We start from the raw sequence: 12,019 nt of genomic DNA, 5'->3' as shown, positions 1-12,019 counted from the left end.
GGGAACCAGGGCGAGAAAGGTTGACAGGTCACCATGACGATGACCGACCCCATCGCAGACTTCTTGACCCGTCTGCGTAACGCGAACTCGGCTTACCACGACGAGGTCGTGCTTCCCCACTCGAAGATCAAGGCGAACATCGCCGAGATCCTCAAGCGCGAAGGCTACATCTCGGGCTACCGCGACGAGCCGGGCGAGAAGCACAAGAACCTCGTCGTGGAGCTGAAGTACGGCCCCAACCGTGAGCGCAGCATCGCCGGCCTCCGCCGCGTGTCCAAGCCCGGTCTGCGGGTCTACGCAAAATCGACCGAACTGCCGTCGGTTCTCGGTGGCCTCGGCGTCGCGATCATCTCGACGTCGTCCGGCCTCCAGACCGACCGTCAGGCCAAGCGCAACAGCGTGGGCGGCGAAGTCCTCGCCTACGTCTGGTAAGGAAGGGGGCACAGACATGTCACGCATTGGAAAGCTGCCGGTCGCCGTCCCCTCCGGGGTCAAGGTGACCATCGACGGTCAGCAGATCAAGGTCGAGGGGCCCAAGGGCACCCTCGAGCACACCATCGCCGAGCCCATCACCGTCGAGCAGGCCGAGAACGGCACGCTCGAGGTCAAGCGGCCCGACGAGGAGCGCACCAGCCGTGCCCTGCACGGTCTCACCCGGACGCTGGTCAACAACCTCGTCGTCGGTGTGACCGAGGGCTACGAGAAGAAGCTCGAGATCCACGGTGTCGGTTACCGCGTGCAGGCCAAGGGCTCGGACCTCGAGTTCGCCCTCGGCTACAGCCACCCGGTGAAGATCGAGGCCCCGGAAGGCATCACCTTCAAGGTCGAGACCCCCACCCGGTTCTCGGTCTCGGGCATCGACAAGCAGAAGGTCGGCCAGATCGCCGCGGTCATCCGCAAGCTGCGCCGCCCGGACCCGTACAAGGGCAAGGGCCTGCGCTACGAGGGTGAGAAGATCCGCCGCAAGGTCGGAAAGACGGGTAAGTGATCATGAGCGACACGACTACGAAGCGCAAGCCGGTCGGCAAGGACATCTCGACCCGCCGCCGCGTCGCGAAGGCCCGTCGGCACTTCCGCCTTCGCAAGAAGATCAACGGCACGGACCAGCGTCCGCGCCTGGTCGTCAAGCGTTCGTCGCGGCACATCGCCGTGCAGCTGATCGACGACCTCGCCGGCAAGACCCTGGCGTCGGCGTCCACCCTCGAGGCGGACGTCCGCGCGCTGGAAGGCGACAAGAAGGCCAAGGCCGCCAAGGTCGGGGAACTCGTCGCCGCCCGCGCCAAGAACGCCGGTGTCTCGACCGTGGTGTTCGACCGTGGTGGCAACGCCTACCACGGCCGCATCGCGGCGCTCGCCGACGCCGCGCGTGAGGCGGGGTTGGAGTTCTGATGCAGCAGATGCTCGTGAATGGAAGGAAAGCCTGATGCCGGGACGTACACGGCAATTCGGCGGCGGCCAGGGTGGACCCGGCGGGCAGGGCGGCAACGACCGCAATGACCGTCGCGACCGCCGGGACCGGCGCGACAGCGGCCGTGGCGGGGCCGGCCAGGAAAAGACCCCGCACCTCGAGAAGGTCGTGACGATCAACCGCGTCGCCAAGGTCGTCAAGGGTGGTCGTCGCTTCAGCTTCACCGCCCTGGTGGTCGTCGGTGACGGCGACGGTCAGGTCGGCGTCGGCTACGGCAAGGCCAAGGAAGTTCCCGCGGCCATCGCCAAGGGCGTCGAGGAAGCGAAGAAGAACTTCTTCCGCGTTCCCCGCGTCGCCGGCACCATCCCCCACCCGATCCAGGGTGAGGAAGCCGCCGGTGTCGTGCTGCTCCGTCCGGCCTCGGCCGGTACCGGTGTCATCGCCGGTGGCCCGGTGCGCGCGGTGCTGGAGTGCGCGGGTGTCCACGACGTGCTGTCGAAGTCGCTCGGCTCCGACAACGCGATCAACATCGTGCACGCGACCGTGGCGGCCCTGAAGGGTCTGCAGCGTCCCGAAGAGGTCGCGGCCCGCCGCGGTCTCCCGCTCGAGGACGTCGCGCCGGCTCGCATGCTGCGTCAGCGCGCGGGTCAGGGGGTCTGACATGACTCAGCTCAAGGTGACCCAGGTCAAGAGCAAGATCGGCACGAAGCACGCTCACCGCGAGTCGCTGCGCACCCTCGGGCTGCGCAAGATCCGCCAGAGCGTCGTGCGTGATGACACTCCCGAGGTGCGCGGCCTTATCCACACCGTCCGCCACCTGGTGGAGGTCGAGGAGGTCAAGGCATGACTGCCATCAAGATCCACCACCTTCGTCCGGCTCCGGGCGCGAAGCGCGACAAGATCCGCGTCGGCCGTGGTGAGGGCTCGAAGGGCAAGACCGCCGGTCGCGGTACCAAGGGCACCAAGGCCCGGAAGAACGTGCCCGCCGGTTTCGAGGGTGGGCAGATGCCCATCCACATGCGGCTGCCGAAGCTGCGCGGCTTCAAGAACCGGTTCCGCACCGAGTACCAGCCGGTGAACGTTGGCGACATCGCCCGCGTCTTCCCGGAGGGTGGCAAGGTCGGCGCCGAGGAGCTCGTCGCGAACGGTCTCGTCCGCAAGGGCAAGCTCGTGAAGGTGCTCGGCAACGGCGACGTGAACGGCGTCAAGCTGGACGTCACCGCCGACGCTTTCTCCGGCTCCGCCAAGGAGAAGCTCTCCGCCGCCGGTGGCTCCGCCACCACGCTCTGAGCTTTCTTCGCTCGCTTCACCGAAAGGCCCGCCAGGCTCTGCCAGGCGGGCCTTTCGCTTGCGCTCCCTCCGGCGCCGCCGACCTGCGTTTCGCGGGCTAAACGCGATCTGGCCCGTTTCGCCCGGCCCTCCCGCCGACCTGCGTTTAGCCCCCTAATCGCGATCTGGCCCGAGCGCAGGCCGCCCGCCCCGGAGCGCGTTTAGCGGGCTAAACGCGCTCCGATGGTCGCGCAGGTGCCCGTCGCCCGGATCGCGATTAGTGGGCTAAACGCAAGTCGGCCACGGCGGTCACGAGCATGGCGGAGGGGTGTCCGAGCTGGAAGGATCGTGAGGTGGCCATACCTCCAGGGCAGGATCCGCAGCCCGTGCAGCAGCAGCCGGACGCCCCGCCGATGGTCGTGTCGGTTTCCGGCCCCATGGATCCCGTAGGCGAGCCGGCGCGGTCCGCCCGGATCGAGCCCCGCAGGCTGGTCGCCGCGGGATTGGCATCGCTGGCTCTGGTCCTGTCCCTCGTAGGCTGCTTCTTCCCGCTCTTCAAGACCGAGCATCGGTTCGCCTTCGACACCAGCGAACAGCTCCTGATGGTGTTCGTGCAAAGCGCGTGGGACACGACGGCGTTACAGACCAACGAACCTGCTTTCACCACTTCATCGTCTCCGCTCGGTATCCCGCTCCTGGTCGCCGCGGCGCTCTTGCTGGCCGCAGCGATCGTCAGCGCGCGAGCCGCCGGACGCCCGGGTGCGATGGACAGGTGGCTCACCACCATCGCGGCGGTGTTCCTCACCGGTGTCGTCAGCACCATCGCCACGCTGAGCGCCGGGCGTCAGCTGGGAGATGACGTCAAGGTGGCCCTGACACTCGAAGCGGGTATGTGGGCACTGCTCGCCGCGGTCGTCGCCGCGGTGGGTGCGGCGGTCATGAGCCACCGCGTCCAGGACGACGCTGTCCCACTGAGCGGAGACTCGGCCCTCGCGGAAATGCCCACACCGAAGGACGGCATCTCCATCACCGTGCTCCCGCCGGAGCCCCCGGACTATTCAGCCTTCGCGCCGCCGCCGGATCCCGGCGCGAAGGAGCGCGATTAGCCCGCTAAACGCGCTCGCGGTCGCCGATACGGTGGGGGAGGAGGTGGCCGATGACTTGGGTGGCGGTCTTTTTCGGAGCGGCGGTACTCGTGGCTTTTACGCCAGGGGCGAACAATCTGCTCGGCCTGCATCACGGAATGACGCAGGGGGCCTGGAAGGGACTCGCGGGCCTGTTAGGCCGATTGGCCGCATTCACGGTGCTCATCGCGGCTGTCGCGGCAGGCCTCGGACAGCTCCTCGCGGCATCCGAGCTTGCACTCACAGTGATCAAGTGGGCGGGCGTCGCCTACCTGCTCTGGCTCGGCGGCCGTCTGCTGTGGTCGACGTTCCGCGCCGGCACCACGCCGGTCCAGCCGCCGCCGGCCGCCGAATCCGTACCGGCACTCCGGATCGCGAGAAAGGAATTCGTCGTCGCGATCACGAATCCGAAGGCGATCCTCATCTTCACCGCGTTCGTGCCCCAGTTCATCGACGCAGCTCACGGCTCCTTTTCCGCGCAGATCGCGATCCTCGGCGCCGTCTACCTGCTCGCCGAGTTCGTCGCGGGCGCGACCTACATCGGCGCGGGTGCGCTCGTGAAGACGCTCCGGCTGTCCCGCCGGGCGACTCGCAATGTGGACCGCGGCACCGGTGTCGCGCTCCTCGGCATGGCCGGCGCCTTGGCGGTTTCGAGCACCTGAACGCCCTCGCTGATCACAGCGCGTTTAGCGGGCTAAACGCGATCCGGCAGCGCCAGGAAAGTGAAGACAGGTAAGGCGATCTGTCAAGGTTCCGGAGCGAGAAGCACAAGTCGATCAACCTCGCGGACCAACCTTCGTCCGGAAAACCCACACGCACTGCGGACACGCCCTGTGAAGCTGTTAGAGTCGGCGGCACGCTTCGGGACGAGTGTGCCCCGAAGCGTTCCTGGCTTGTGCCAGAAAGCTGTGTGTTCCCGCCGGCCCCAGGCCGGCCAAGCCGATCGTCGGTAAGACAGCCGACGACGCCGAGGAGGTTCCCCGCGTGCTCAGCGCCTTCCGCTCGGCTCTAGCGACGCCGGATCTACGTAAGAAGATCCTGTTCACGCTAGCCATCGTCGCGGTCTACCGAATCGGTGCCACCATTCCGGCCCCGGGCATCTCGTATTCCGCCGTGCAGCAATGTACGGAGACCGGGTCGCAGGAGGGCGTCTATCAGCTGCTGAACCTGTTCAGTGGCGGTGCACTGCTGCAGCTGTCGCTGTTCTCGACCGGCATCATGCCGTACATCACGGCGAGCATCATCGTCCAGCTCCTCACCGTGGTCATTCCGCGATTCGAGGAACTGAAGAAGGAAGGCCAGGCCGGCCAGGGCAAGCTGACCCAGTACACCCGGTACCTGACGATCGCCCTCGCGGTCCTGCAGGCGACCGGTGTGGTGGCGCTCGCCGACCGCAAGCAGCTCTTCCCGCAGTGCGACACCGCGATCATCCCGGACAACAGCGTCTACACGCTGGCCATCATCGTCATCACGATGACCGCCGGTACCGCCGTCATGATGTGGCTGGGTGAGCTGATCACCGAGCGCGGCGTCGGCAACGGCATGTCCGTCCTCATCTTCCTGAACATCGCGGCCCGGATCCCGATCGAGGGTGGCAACATCCTCAGCAGCGCGGGTGGCGTCGTCTTCGCCCTGATCTGTGTGTTCGGCCTGGTGATCATCGCCAGCGTCATCTTCGTCGAGCAGGGCCAGCGCCGGATCCCGGTGCAGTACGCCAAGCGCATGATCGGCCGCCGCATGTACGGCGGGACCTCGACGTACCTGCCGATCAAGGTGAACCAGGCCGGTGTCATCCCGGTCATCTTCGCCTCGTCGCTGCTCTACCTGCCGGACCTGATCAGCCGCCTCGTCGGCGACGCCAACAGCAACGCGGGCTGGCAGGTCTTCATCCAGAACTACATCGTCAACCAGTCCAGCTGGGCGCACGTCCTGCTGTACTTCGCGTTGATCATCTTCTTCACGTACTTCTACATCACGATCACGTTCAACGTGGACGAGCGTGCGGAAGAAATGAAGAAGTTCGGTGGCTTCATCCCGGGTATCCGCCCGGGCCGACCCACCGCGGAGTACCTCAGCTACGTCCTCGGCCGGATCACCCTGCCGGGCTCGCTGTACCTGGGCATCATCGCGATCCTTCCGAACTTCTTCCTGTCCGTCACCGGCAGCGGGAACAACCAGAACTTCCCGTTCGGTGGCACGGCTGTGCTGATCATGGTCGGTGTCGGTCTCGACACCGTGAAGCAGATCGAAAGCCAGCTGATGCAACGTAACTACGAAGGGTTCTTGAAGTGACGCGCCTGGTTCTCGTTGGCCCTCCTGGCGCGGGCAAAGGTACTCAGGCGGTAGCACTGTCGGAGAAGCTCCGGATCCCGCACATCTCGACCGGCGACCTGTTCCGCGCCCACGTGGGCGAGCAGACGCCGCTGGGCCAGGAAGCCAAGCGCTACCTGGACTCCGGCGAACTCGTGCCCGACTCGGTCACGAACGAGATGGTGCGTGAGCGCCTCGCCGAACCCGACGCCAAGGTCGGTTTCCTGCTCGACGGGTTCCCCCGCAACACGAAGCAGGCCGACGTCCTCGGCGAGATCCTCGGCGAGGTCGACACCAAGCTCAACGCGGTCATCCAGCTGCAGGTCTCGGAAGACGTCGTCGTCGAGCGGCTGCTGTCCCGCGGCCGCTCGGACGACACCGAAGAGGTGATCCGCCGCCGCCAGCAGATCTACGTGTCCGAGACGGCTCCGCTGCTCGAGTACTACGCGGACATCCTGGTCACGGTCGACGGCGTCGGCACGGTCGACGAGATCTCCGCCCGCGTGCTGGAAGCGCTGCGCGACCGCACGTGAATCTCGGAGGACTGCGTGTACTGCAACGGCTTCGTCGTGGGCGCATGATCGAAATCAAGACCCCTGGCGAGCTCCAGGCGATGCGCGCCGCCGGACTGGTCGTCTGGCGCACCCTCACCGCGGTGCGCGAGATCGCCAAGCCGGGGGTGACCACGGCCGATCTCGACGAGCTCGCCGAGCAGACGATCCGCGACGCCGGCGCGGTGCCCTCGTTCAAGGGGTATCACGGCTTCCCGGCGTCGATCTGCGCTTCGGTGAACGAGCAGATCGTCCACGGCATCCCGTCGAAGACGCAGATCCTGAACGACGGCGACATCATCTCCGTGGACTGTGGCGCCATCCTCGACGGCTGGCACGGCGACTCCGCGGTCACGCTCGCGATCGGTGAGGTGTCGAAGGCGGATCTCGCGCTTTCGGCCGCCACCGAGGCGGCGATGTGGGCCGGGATCGCCGCGGTGTCGTCCGGTGGCAGGCTCACGGACATCTCGCACGCGGTGCAGACCGCCGCCGAGAAAGCAGGCCGGGAAGACGGCGTCGAGTACGGGATGATCGTCGAGTACGGCGGCCACGGCATCGGGCGCCAGATGCATATGGACCCGTTCCTGCCGAACCTGGGCAAACCGGGCAAGGGGCCGCGGCTCAAGACCGGTATGGCGCTCGCGATCGAGCCGATGCTGACCGGTGGCGGTGGGGAGACCGTCGAGCTCGAGGACGGATGGACCGTCGTGACCGCGGACGGCTCGCGGGCCTCGCACTGGGAGCACACGGTCGCCATCACCGATGACGGCCCTTGGGTACTGACCGCCCCCGAAGACGCCTGACCTGCCCCTTCGCCCGCCGGAGCGCGTTTAGCCCGCTAAACGCAGGTGGGGCCCCGGATCGCGTTTAGCCCGCTAAAGGCGATCGGCCTCCCGGAGCGCGATTAGCCCGCTAAACGCAGGTCGGCCCGCTGGCCGGCGCAGCGCCTCGGACCGCCGTTGAGGCGCCCGCCCGCTGCCCCCATCGGGTGCACCTCGGCCGCCGAGCGCTCCAGGTCCAGGCCCCATCGGAGCACGATTAGCCCGCTAAACGCAGGTCGGCGCGGGCGTATGATGGGGTTGGTCGCCCAGGGCGGCCTCAGAGGGCACCTAACACAGTCACCCCCCGTTTGGGGCTCACGACACGGGTTGCGTACACTGTCAAGTCGGTGTACTCATCGCGCCCGGATCCTGCGCGCTCGTGATTTCTCGCGAACGGACATTGGACCCGGGCAGGAGTGTGCCGATGCACCACCCAGCCAAGCACTCAAGCTTTGACTGATCACACAGTGTAGCGACAGGAAATGCGGAGGACATGGGCAAGAAAGACGGGGCCATCGAGGTCGAAGGCCGCGTAGTCGAGCCGCTCCCCAACGCGATGTTCCGCGTCGAGTTGGAGAACGGCCACAAGGTCCTTGCACACATCAGCGGCAAGATGCGGCAGCACTACATCCGCATCCTGCCCGAGGACAGGGTTGTCGTGGAGCTCTCGCCCTACGACTTGTCACGTGGTCGCATCGTCTACCGCTACAAGTGATCACGACGAGTTAGCACAAGCAGGAGAGCAGGAGACGTGAAGGTCCAGCCGAGCGTCAAGAAGATCTGCGACAAGTGCAAGGTGATCCGCCGTCACGGCCGGATCATGGTGATCTGCGAGAACCTGCGGCACAAGCAGCGGCAGGGCTGATCACTCGCACTCGTACAGAGTGGATTGACGGCTACACAATCTCCCCGCACCTGCCGGGCCGTGCGAACGGCCCGGTTCACCCTCGGACTTCAGGCCGAGGCCGGGACACCCGAAGCGCAAGCAGAGGGCACGACAGGCGAGTCGGTCCCGGGACCGGACGGGGAGCAGACCTGGAGATGAATTCTATGAAGGAGCATCAACGCCAATGGCACGACTCGCTGGCGTAGACCTCCCCCGCGAAAAGCGGTTGGAGATCGCGCTGACCTACATCTACGGCATCGGCCGTACCCGCTCGAAGCAGCTCATCGCGGCTGCCGAGCTCAACGCGGACACTCGCGTCAAGGATCTGAGCGATGACGACCTCGCCAAGCTGCGGGTCTACATCGAGGAGAACTTCAAGGTCGAGGGTGACCTTCGCCGTGAGGTGAACGCCGACATCCGTCGGAAGATCGAGATCGGGTGCTACGAGGGCCTTCGCTGGCGTCGCGGACTTCCCGTCCGTGGTCAGCGCACCAAGACGAACGCCCGCACCCGTAAGGGTCCGAAGAAGACGGTCGCCGGCAAGAAGAAGGCTGGCAAGAAGTGAGCGTCCAGGGCAAGAAGGTCGTGCGTATGGGCGGCGTCCACCGCCGCGGCTCGGCTTGTGTCTCGCCCAAGGCGCTCTACGCCCGCCCGATGGCGCTCCGCAACCTGTACACCGACGCCGGTTCGATCATCCGGCGCGGACAGGCCGAAGCGGTCGCCGCTCACCAAGAGAACGCGCGCTAACAGGAGAACCCTCAGAACATGCCACCGAAGTCTCGTACTGCGGCGGGGGCCAAGAAGGTCCGCCGCAAGGAAAAGAAGAATGTCGCGCACGGTCACGCGCACATCAAGAGCACCTTCAACAACACCATCGTCTCGATCACGGACCCGACCGGTGCCGTGATCGCGTGGGCGTCGAGTGGTCACGTGGGCTTCAAGGGCTCGCGTAAGTCCACCCCGTTCGCCGCGCAGATGGCCGCCGAGAACGCCGCCCGCAAGGCTGCCGAGCACGGCATGAAGAAGGTCGACGTCTTCGTGAAGGGCCCGGGTTCGGGTCGCGAGACGGCGATCCGCTCGCTGCAGGCGGCCGGCCTCGAGGTCGGCACCATCCAGGACGTGACCCCGCAGCCTCACAACGGCTGCCGCCCGCCCAAGCGGCGCCGGGTCTGAGGAACGGGGAGGAGTAAGAAGAAATGGCTCGTTACACCGGCCCCGCGACGCGTATTTCGCGTCGCCTCAAGGTTGACCTCATCGGCGGCGACCAGGCTTTCGAGCGTCGCCCCTACCCGCCGGGCCAGCACGGCCGCGGGCGCATCAAGGAGTCCGAGTACCTCCTGCAGTCGCAGGAGAAGCAGAAGGCTCGCTACACCTACGGCGTTCTCGAGCGTCAGTTCGTCCGGTACTACAAGGAAGCCGTCCGGCGTCCGGGTAAGACCGGTGAGAACCTGCTGCAGATCCTCGAGTCCCGTCTGGACAACGTGATCTACCGCGCCGGCATCGCCCGCACCCGCCGTCAGGCGCGTCAGCTGGTGAGCCACGGCCATTTCCTGGTCAACGGCGTCAAGGTCAACGTCCCGTCCTACCAGGTCACGAAGTGGGACATCATCGACGTGCGGCCGAAGTCGTTCGCGATGCTGCCCTTCGTCGCGGCCAAGGAGTCGTTCGGCGAGCGTCCCGTTCCCGCGTGGCTCCAGGTCGTTCCGTCCAACCTCCGTGTGCTGGTCCACCAGCTCCCGGAGCGCGCTCAGATCGATGTTCCGGTTCAGGAACAGCTGATCGTCGAGCTCTACTCGAAGTGATCCACCATCGGGCCGGGGTTTCCCCGGCCCGATGTGGGCACGGGCGGCGGCGCCCGGAGTGCGCCGCCGCTTCGCCATCCCTTTCGGTGTCATATGGCGGGCGCCGTTTGGAAAGGAATTAGGAAAGATGCTGATTTCCCAGCGACCGGCTCTCGGCGAAGAGACGGTCAACGAGACCCGCTCCCGGTTCACCATCGAACCGCTGGAGCCCGGCTTCGGCTACACGCTCGGCAACTCGCTGCGGCGCACGCTGCTGTCGTCCATTCCGGGCGCGGCCGTGACGAGCATCCGCATCGACGGCGTGCTGCACGAGTTCACCACCGTTCCCGGGGTGAAGGAAGACGTCACCGACATCATCCTGAACCTCAAGGAGCTCGTGGTCTCCTCGGAAGAGGACGAGCCGGTCACCATGTACCTGCGCAAGCAGGGCCCCGGTGAGGTCACCGCCGCCGACATCGTGCCCCCGGCCGGTGTCACCGTGCACAACCCGGATCTGCACATCGCGTCGCTGAACGGCAAGGGCAAGCTCGAGATCGAGCTCGTCGTCGAGCGCGGCCGCGGTTACGTTCCGGCCCTGCAGAACAAGCAGGCGGGCGCGGAGATCGGCCGGATCCCGGTCGACTCCATCTACTCCCCGGTGCTGAAGGTGACCTACAAGGTCGAGGCGACCCGTGTCGAGCAGCGCACCGACTTCGACAAGCTGATCCTGGACGTGGAGACGAAGCCGTCGATCACGCCGCGGGACGCTGTCGCGTCGGCCGGTAAGACGCTGGTGGAGCTGTTCGGTCTCGCGCGCGAGCTGAACGTCGACGCCGAAGGCATCGAGATCGGCCCGTCGCCGCAGGAGGCGGACACCATCGCCGCCTACGCGATGCCGATCGAGGACCTGGACCTCACCGTCCGGTCGTACAACTGCCTCAAGCGCGAGGGCATCCACACCGTCGGCGAACTGGTCTCGCGCAGCGAGGCCGACCTGCTGGACATCCGCAACTTCGGTGCGAAGTCGATCGACGAGGTCAAGCTCAAGCTCGTCGGTCTCGGCCTCGCGCTGAAGGACAGCCCGCCCGGGTTCGACCCGACCGCGGCCGCGGCCAGCTACGACGGTGAAGGCTGGTCCGAAGGCGTCGACAGCATCACGGACGGAATTTCGGACAACGGCCACGACGATGGCCAGGACTACGCAGAGACGGAGCAGCTGTAAGGCCAGCTACGGCTCCCTCACCGGTCGGGTGGGGGAGCGCCGGCCTTCAGCTGTGAGCTGAACGAGGAGAACCGATGCCCACCCCCACAAAGGGACCCCGTCTCGGCGGGTCGCCCGCGCACGAACGGCTGATCCTGGCCAACCTGGCCACCCAGCTGTTCGAGCACGGCAAGATCACGACGACCGAGGCGAAGGCCCGGCGGGTGCGCCCGCTGGCCGAGAAGCTGATCACGAAGGCGAAGCGGGGCGACCTGCACAACCGTCGTCAGATCCAGCGCATCGTGCGCGACAAGGATGTCGTGCACAAGCTGATCGCCGAGATCGGTCCGTTCTTCGCGGAGCGTCCGGGTGGCTACACCCGGATCACCAAGACGATGGCGCGCAAGGGCGACAACGCCCCCATGGCCGTCATCGAGCTGGTGGCCGAGAAGACCGTCACCGCCGAGGCCGAGGCCGCGCGCAAGACGAAGTTCGCCAAGGACGAGCCGAAGGCTGCCGCCCCGGCCGCCGAGGAGACCACCGAGGCCACTGAGGCTGCCGACACGGCCGCCACCGAGGCTCCGGAGGCCACCGAGGCGCCCGCCGCCGACGAGGCCGCTGAGGCCCCCGCCGCGGACGCGGACAGCAAGAAGGACTGACGTCCTGAC

Annotated in this window: 19 protein-coding genes; all 19 read left to right on the top strand. The window is 66.6% G+C overall.

The window, feature by feature from the left end; translation table 11 throughout:
• Positions 1–33: 33 nt before the first annotated feature.
• The 19 genes from rpsH to rplQ all read left to right on the top strand — a co-directional run bounded on the left by rpsH (position 34) and on the right by rplQ (position 12,010).
• Entirely contained in the window at positions 34–432 is a 399-nt protein-coding gene (rpsH, locus tag ACFWIW_RS17775) for a 30S ribosomal protein S8 (RefSeq protein WP_007031043.1), read from the top strand.
• 16 nt (positions 433–448) lie between these two features.
• Positions 449–988: a 50S ribosomal protein L6 gene (gene rplF / locus ACFWIW_RS17770; RefSeq protein WP_005166793.1), complete on the top strand. Its 540-nt coding sequence runs from the start codon at positions 449–451 to the stop codon at positions 986–988.
• A gap of 2 nt (positions 989–990) precedes the next feature.
• Positions 991–1,389 carry a 50S ribosomal protein L18 gene (rplR, locus tag ACFWIW_RS17765; RefSeq protein ID WP_007031045.1) on the top strand — a complete coding sequence of 133 codons (399 nt, stop codon included), beginning with the start codon at positions 991–993 and terminating at the stop codon, positions 1,387–1,389.
• Between the two features lie 34 nt (positions 1,390–1,423).
• Positions 1,424–2,068 (top strand): 30S ribosomal protein S5, encoded by a 645-nt coding sequence (rpsE, locus tag ACFWIW_RS17760; protein WP_007031046.1) that lies wholly within the window; start codon positions 1,424–1,426, stop codon positions 2,066–2,068.
• Between the two features lies 1 nt (position 2,069).
• Positions 2,070–2,255, top strand: coding sequence for a 50S ribosomal protein L30 (gene rpmD, locus ACFWIW_RS17755; RefSeq protein ID WP_007031047.1), 186 nt, complete (start codon positions 2,070–2,072; stop codon positions 2,253–2,255).
• Positions 2,252–2,698 carry a 50S ribosomal protein L15 gene (gene rplO / locus ACFWIW_RS17750; RefSeq protein ID WP_034304258.1) on the top strand — a complete coding sequence of 149 codons (447 nt, stop codon included), beginning with the start codon at positions 2,252–2,254 and terminating at the stop codon, positions 2,696–2,698. Before rpmD ends, rplO begins: the two co-directional genes overlap by 4 nt.
• A gap of 332 nt (positions 2,699–3,030) precedes the next feature.
• Positions 3,031–3,783 carry a hypothetical protein gene (locus ACFWIW_RS17745; protein WP_378369426.1) on the top strand — a complete coding sequence of 251 codons (753 nt, stop codon included), beginning with the start codon at positions 3,031–3,033 and terminating at the stop codon, positions 3,781–3,783.
• A 50-nt stretch (positions 3,784–3,833) separates the two neighbouring features.
• Positions 3,834–4,463 (top strand): LysE family translocator, encoded by a 630-nt coding sequence (locus tag ACFWIW_RS17740; RefSeq protein ID WP_378369425.1) that lies wholly within the window; start codon positions 3,834–3,836, stop codon positions 4,461–4,463.
• Positions 4,464–4,785: 322 nt separating this feature from the next.
• Complete coding sequence (secY, locus tag ACFWIW_RS17735) at positions 4,786–6,093, top strand: preprotein translocase subunit SecY (protein WP_007031051.1); 1,308 nt, start codon at positions 4,786–4,788, stop codon at positions 6,091–6,093.
• A complete protein-coding gene (locus tag ACFWIW_RS17730) occupies positions 6,090–6,644 on the top strand; it encodes an adenylate kinase (RefSeq protein ID WP_125788827.1) in 555 nt (184 codons plus the stop codon). The genes secY and ACFWIW_RS17730 overlap by 4 nt, the downstream gene beginning before the upstream one ends.
• 44 nt (positions 6,645–6,688) lie before the next feature.
• On the top strand, positions 6,689–7,465 hold the full coding sequence (gene map, locus ACFWIW_RS17725) for a type I methionyl aminopeptidase (protein ID WP_378369424.1): 777 nt from the start codon (positions 6,689–6,691) through the stop codon (positions 7,463–7,465).
• 511 nt (positions 7,466–7,976) lie between these two features.
• On the top strand, positions 7,977–8,198 hold the full coding sequence (gene infA, locus ACFWIW_RS17720; RefSeq protein ID WP_005166804.1) for a translation initiation factor IF-1: 222 nt from the start codon (positions 7,977–7,979) through the stop codon (positions 8,196–8,198).
• A gap of 36 nt (positions 8,199–8,234) precedes the next feature.
• Entirely contained in the window at positions 8,235–8,348 is a 114-nt protein-coding gene (gene rpmJ / locus ACFWIW_RS17715; protein ID WP_004558882.1) for a 50S ribosomal protein L36, read from the top strand.
• Between the two features lie 205 nt (positions 8,349–8,553).
• On the top strand, positions 8,554–8,934 hold the full coding sequence (rpsM, locus tag ACFWIW_RS17710; RefSeq protein WP_005166805.1) for a 30S ribosomal protein S13: 381 nt from the start codon (positions 8,554–8,556) through the stop codon (positions 8,932–8,934).
• A complete protein-coding gene (locus tag ACFWIW_RS17705; RefSeq protein WP_005166807.1) occupies positions 8,931–9,116 on the top strand; it encodes a hypothetical protein in 186 nt (61 codons plus the stop codon). Before rpsM ends, ACFWIW_RS17705 begins: the two co-directional genes overlap by 4 nt.
• An 18-nt stretch (positions 9,117–9,134) precedes the next feature.
• A complete protein-coding gene (gene rpsK, locus ACFWIW_RS17700) occupies positions 9,135–9,542 on the top strand; it encodes a 30S ribosomal protein S11 (RefSeq protein ID WP_004558885.1) in 408 nt (135 codons plus the stop codon).
• Between the two features lie 23 nt (positions 9,543–9,565).
• Positions 9,566–10,171 carry a 30S ribosomal protein S4 gene (rpsD, locus tag ACFWIW_RS17695; protein ID WP_007031054.1) on the top strand — a complete coding sequence of 202 codons (606 nt, stop codon included), beginning with the start codon at positions 9,566–9,568 and terminating at the stop codon, positions 10,169–10,171.
• Positions 10,172–10,298: 127 nt separating this feature from the next.
• Complete coding sequence (locus ACFWIW_RS17690; RefSeq protein ID WP_005166811.1) at positions 10,299–11,372, top strand: DNA-directed RNA polymerase subunit alpha; 1,074 nt, start codon at positions 10,299–10,301, stop codon at positions 11,370–11,372.
• 74 nt (positions 11,373–11,446) lie between these two features.
• Positions 11,447–12,010: a 50S ribosomal protein L17 gene (rplQ, locus tag ACFWIW_RS17685; RefSeq protein ID WP_038519813.1), complete on the top strand. Its 564-nt coding sequence runs from the start codon at positions 11,447–11,449 to the stop codon at positions 12,008–12,010.
• Positions 12,011–12,019: the final 9 nt, after the last annotated feature.

The sequence above is a fragment of the Amycolatopsis sp. NPDC058340 genome (assembly GCF_042723975.1).
In the GTDB taxonomy this organism is placed as follows: Bacteria; Actinomycetota; Actinomycetes; order Mycobacteriales; family Pseudonocardiaceae; genus Amycolatopsis.
Note: the sequence above shows the minus strand (reverse complement) of the source record. Positions and strands in the feature narration are given on the sequence as shown.

Coding starts and splice junctions, on each gene's coding strand:
- rplF (WP_005166793.1), top strand. CDS start 449: ATGTCACGCATTGGAAAGCTGCCGGTCGCCGTCCCCTCCGGGGTCAAG.
- map (WP_378369424.1), top strand. CDS start 6,689: ATGATCGAAATCAAGACCCCTGGCGAGCTCCAGGCGATGCGCGCCGCC.
- rpmD (WP_007031047.1), top strand. CDS start 2,070: ATGACTCAGCTCAAGGTGACCCAGGTCAAGAGCAAGATCGGCACGAAG.
- infA (WP_005166804.1), top strand. CDS start 7,977: ATGGGCAAGAAAGACGGGGCCATCGAGGTCGAAGGCCGCGTAGTCGAG.
- rpsK (WP_004558885.1), top strand. CDS start 9,135: ATGCCACCGAAGTCTCGTACTGCGGCGGGGGCCAAGAAGGTCCGCCGC.
- ACFWIW_RS17740 (WP_378369425.1), top strand. CDS start 3,834: ATGACTTGGGTGGCGGTCTTTTTCGGAGCGGCGGTACTCGTGGCTTTT.
- rpsH (WP_007031043.1), top strand. CDS start 34: ATGACGATGACCGACCCCATCGCAGACTTCTTGACCCGTCTGCGTAAC.
- rpsE (WP_007031046.1), top strand. CDS start 1,424: ATGCCGGGACGTACACGGCAATTCGGCGGCGGCCAGGGTGGACCCGGC.
- rplR (WP_007031045.1), top strand. CDS start 991: ATGAGCGACACGACTACGAAGCGCAAGCCGGTCGGCAAGGACATCTCG.
- rplO (WP_034304258.1), top strand. CDS start 2,252: ATGACTGCCATCAAGATCCACCACCTTCGTCCGGCTCCGGGCGCGAAG.
- rpsM (WP_005166805.1), top strand. CDS start 8,554: ATGGCACGACTCGCTGGCGTAGACCTCCCCCGCGAAAAGCGGTTGGAG.
- ACFWIW_RS17690 (WP_005166811.1), top strand. CDS start 10,299: ATGCTGATTTCCCAGCGACCGGCTCTCGGCGAAGAGACGGTCAACGAG.
- rpsD (WP_007031054.1), top strand. CDS start 9,566: ATGGCTCGTTACACCGGCCCCGCGACGCGTATTTCGCGTCGCCTCAAG.
- rplQ (WP_038519813.1), top strand. CDS start 11,447: ATGCCCACCCCCACAAAGGGACCCCGTCTCGGCGGGTCGCCCGCGCAC.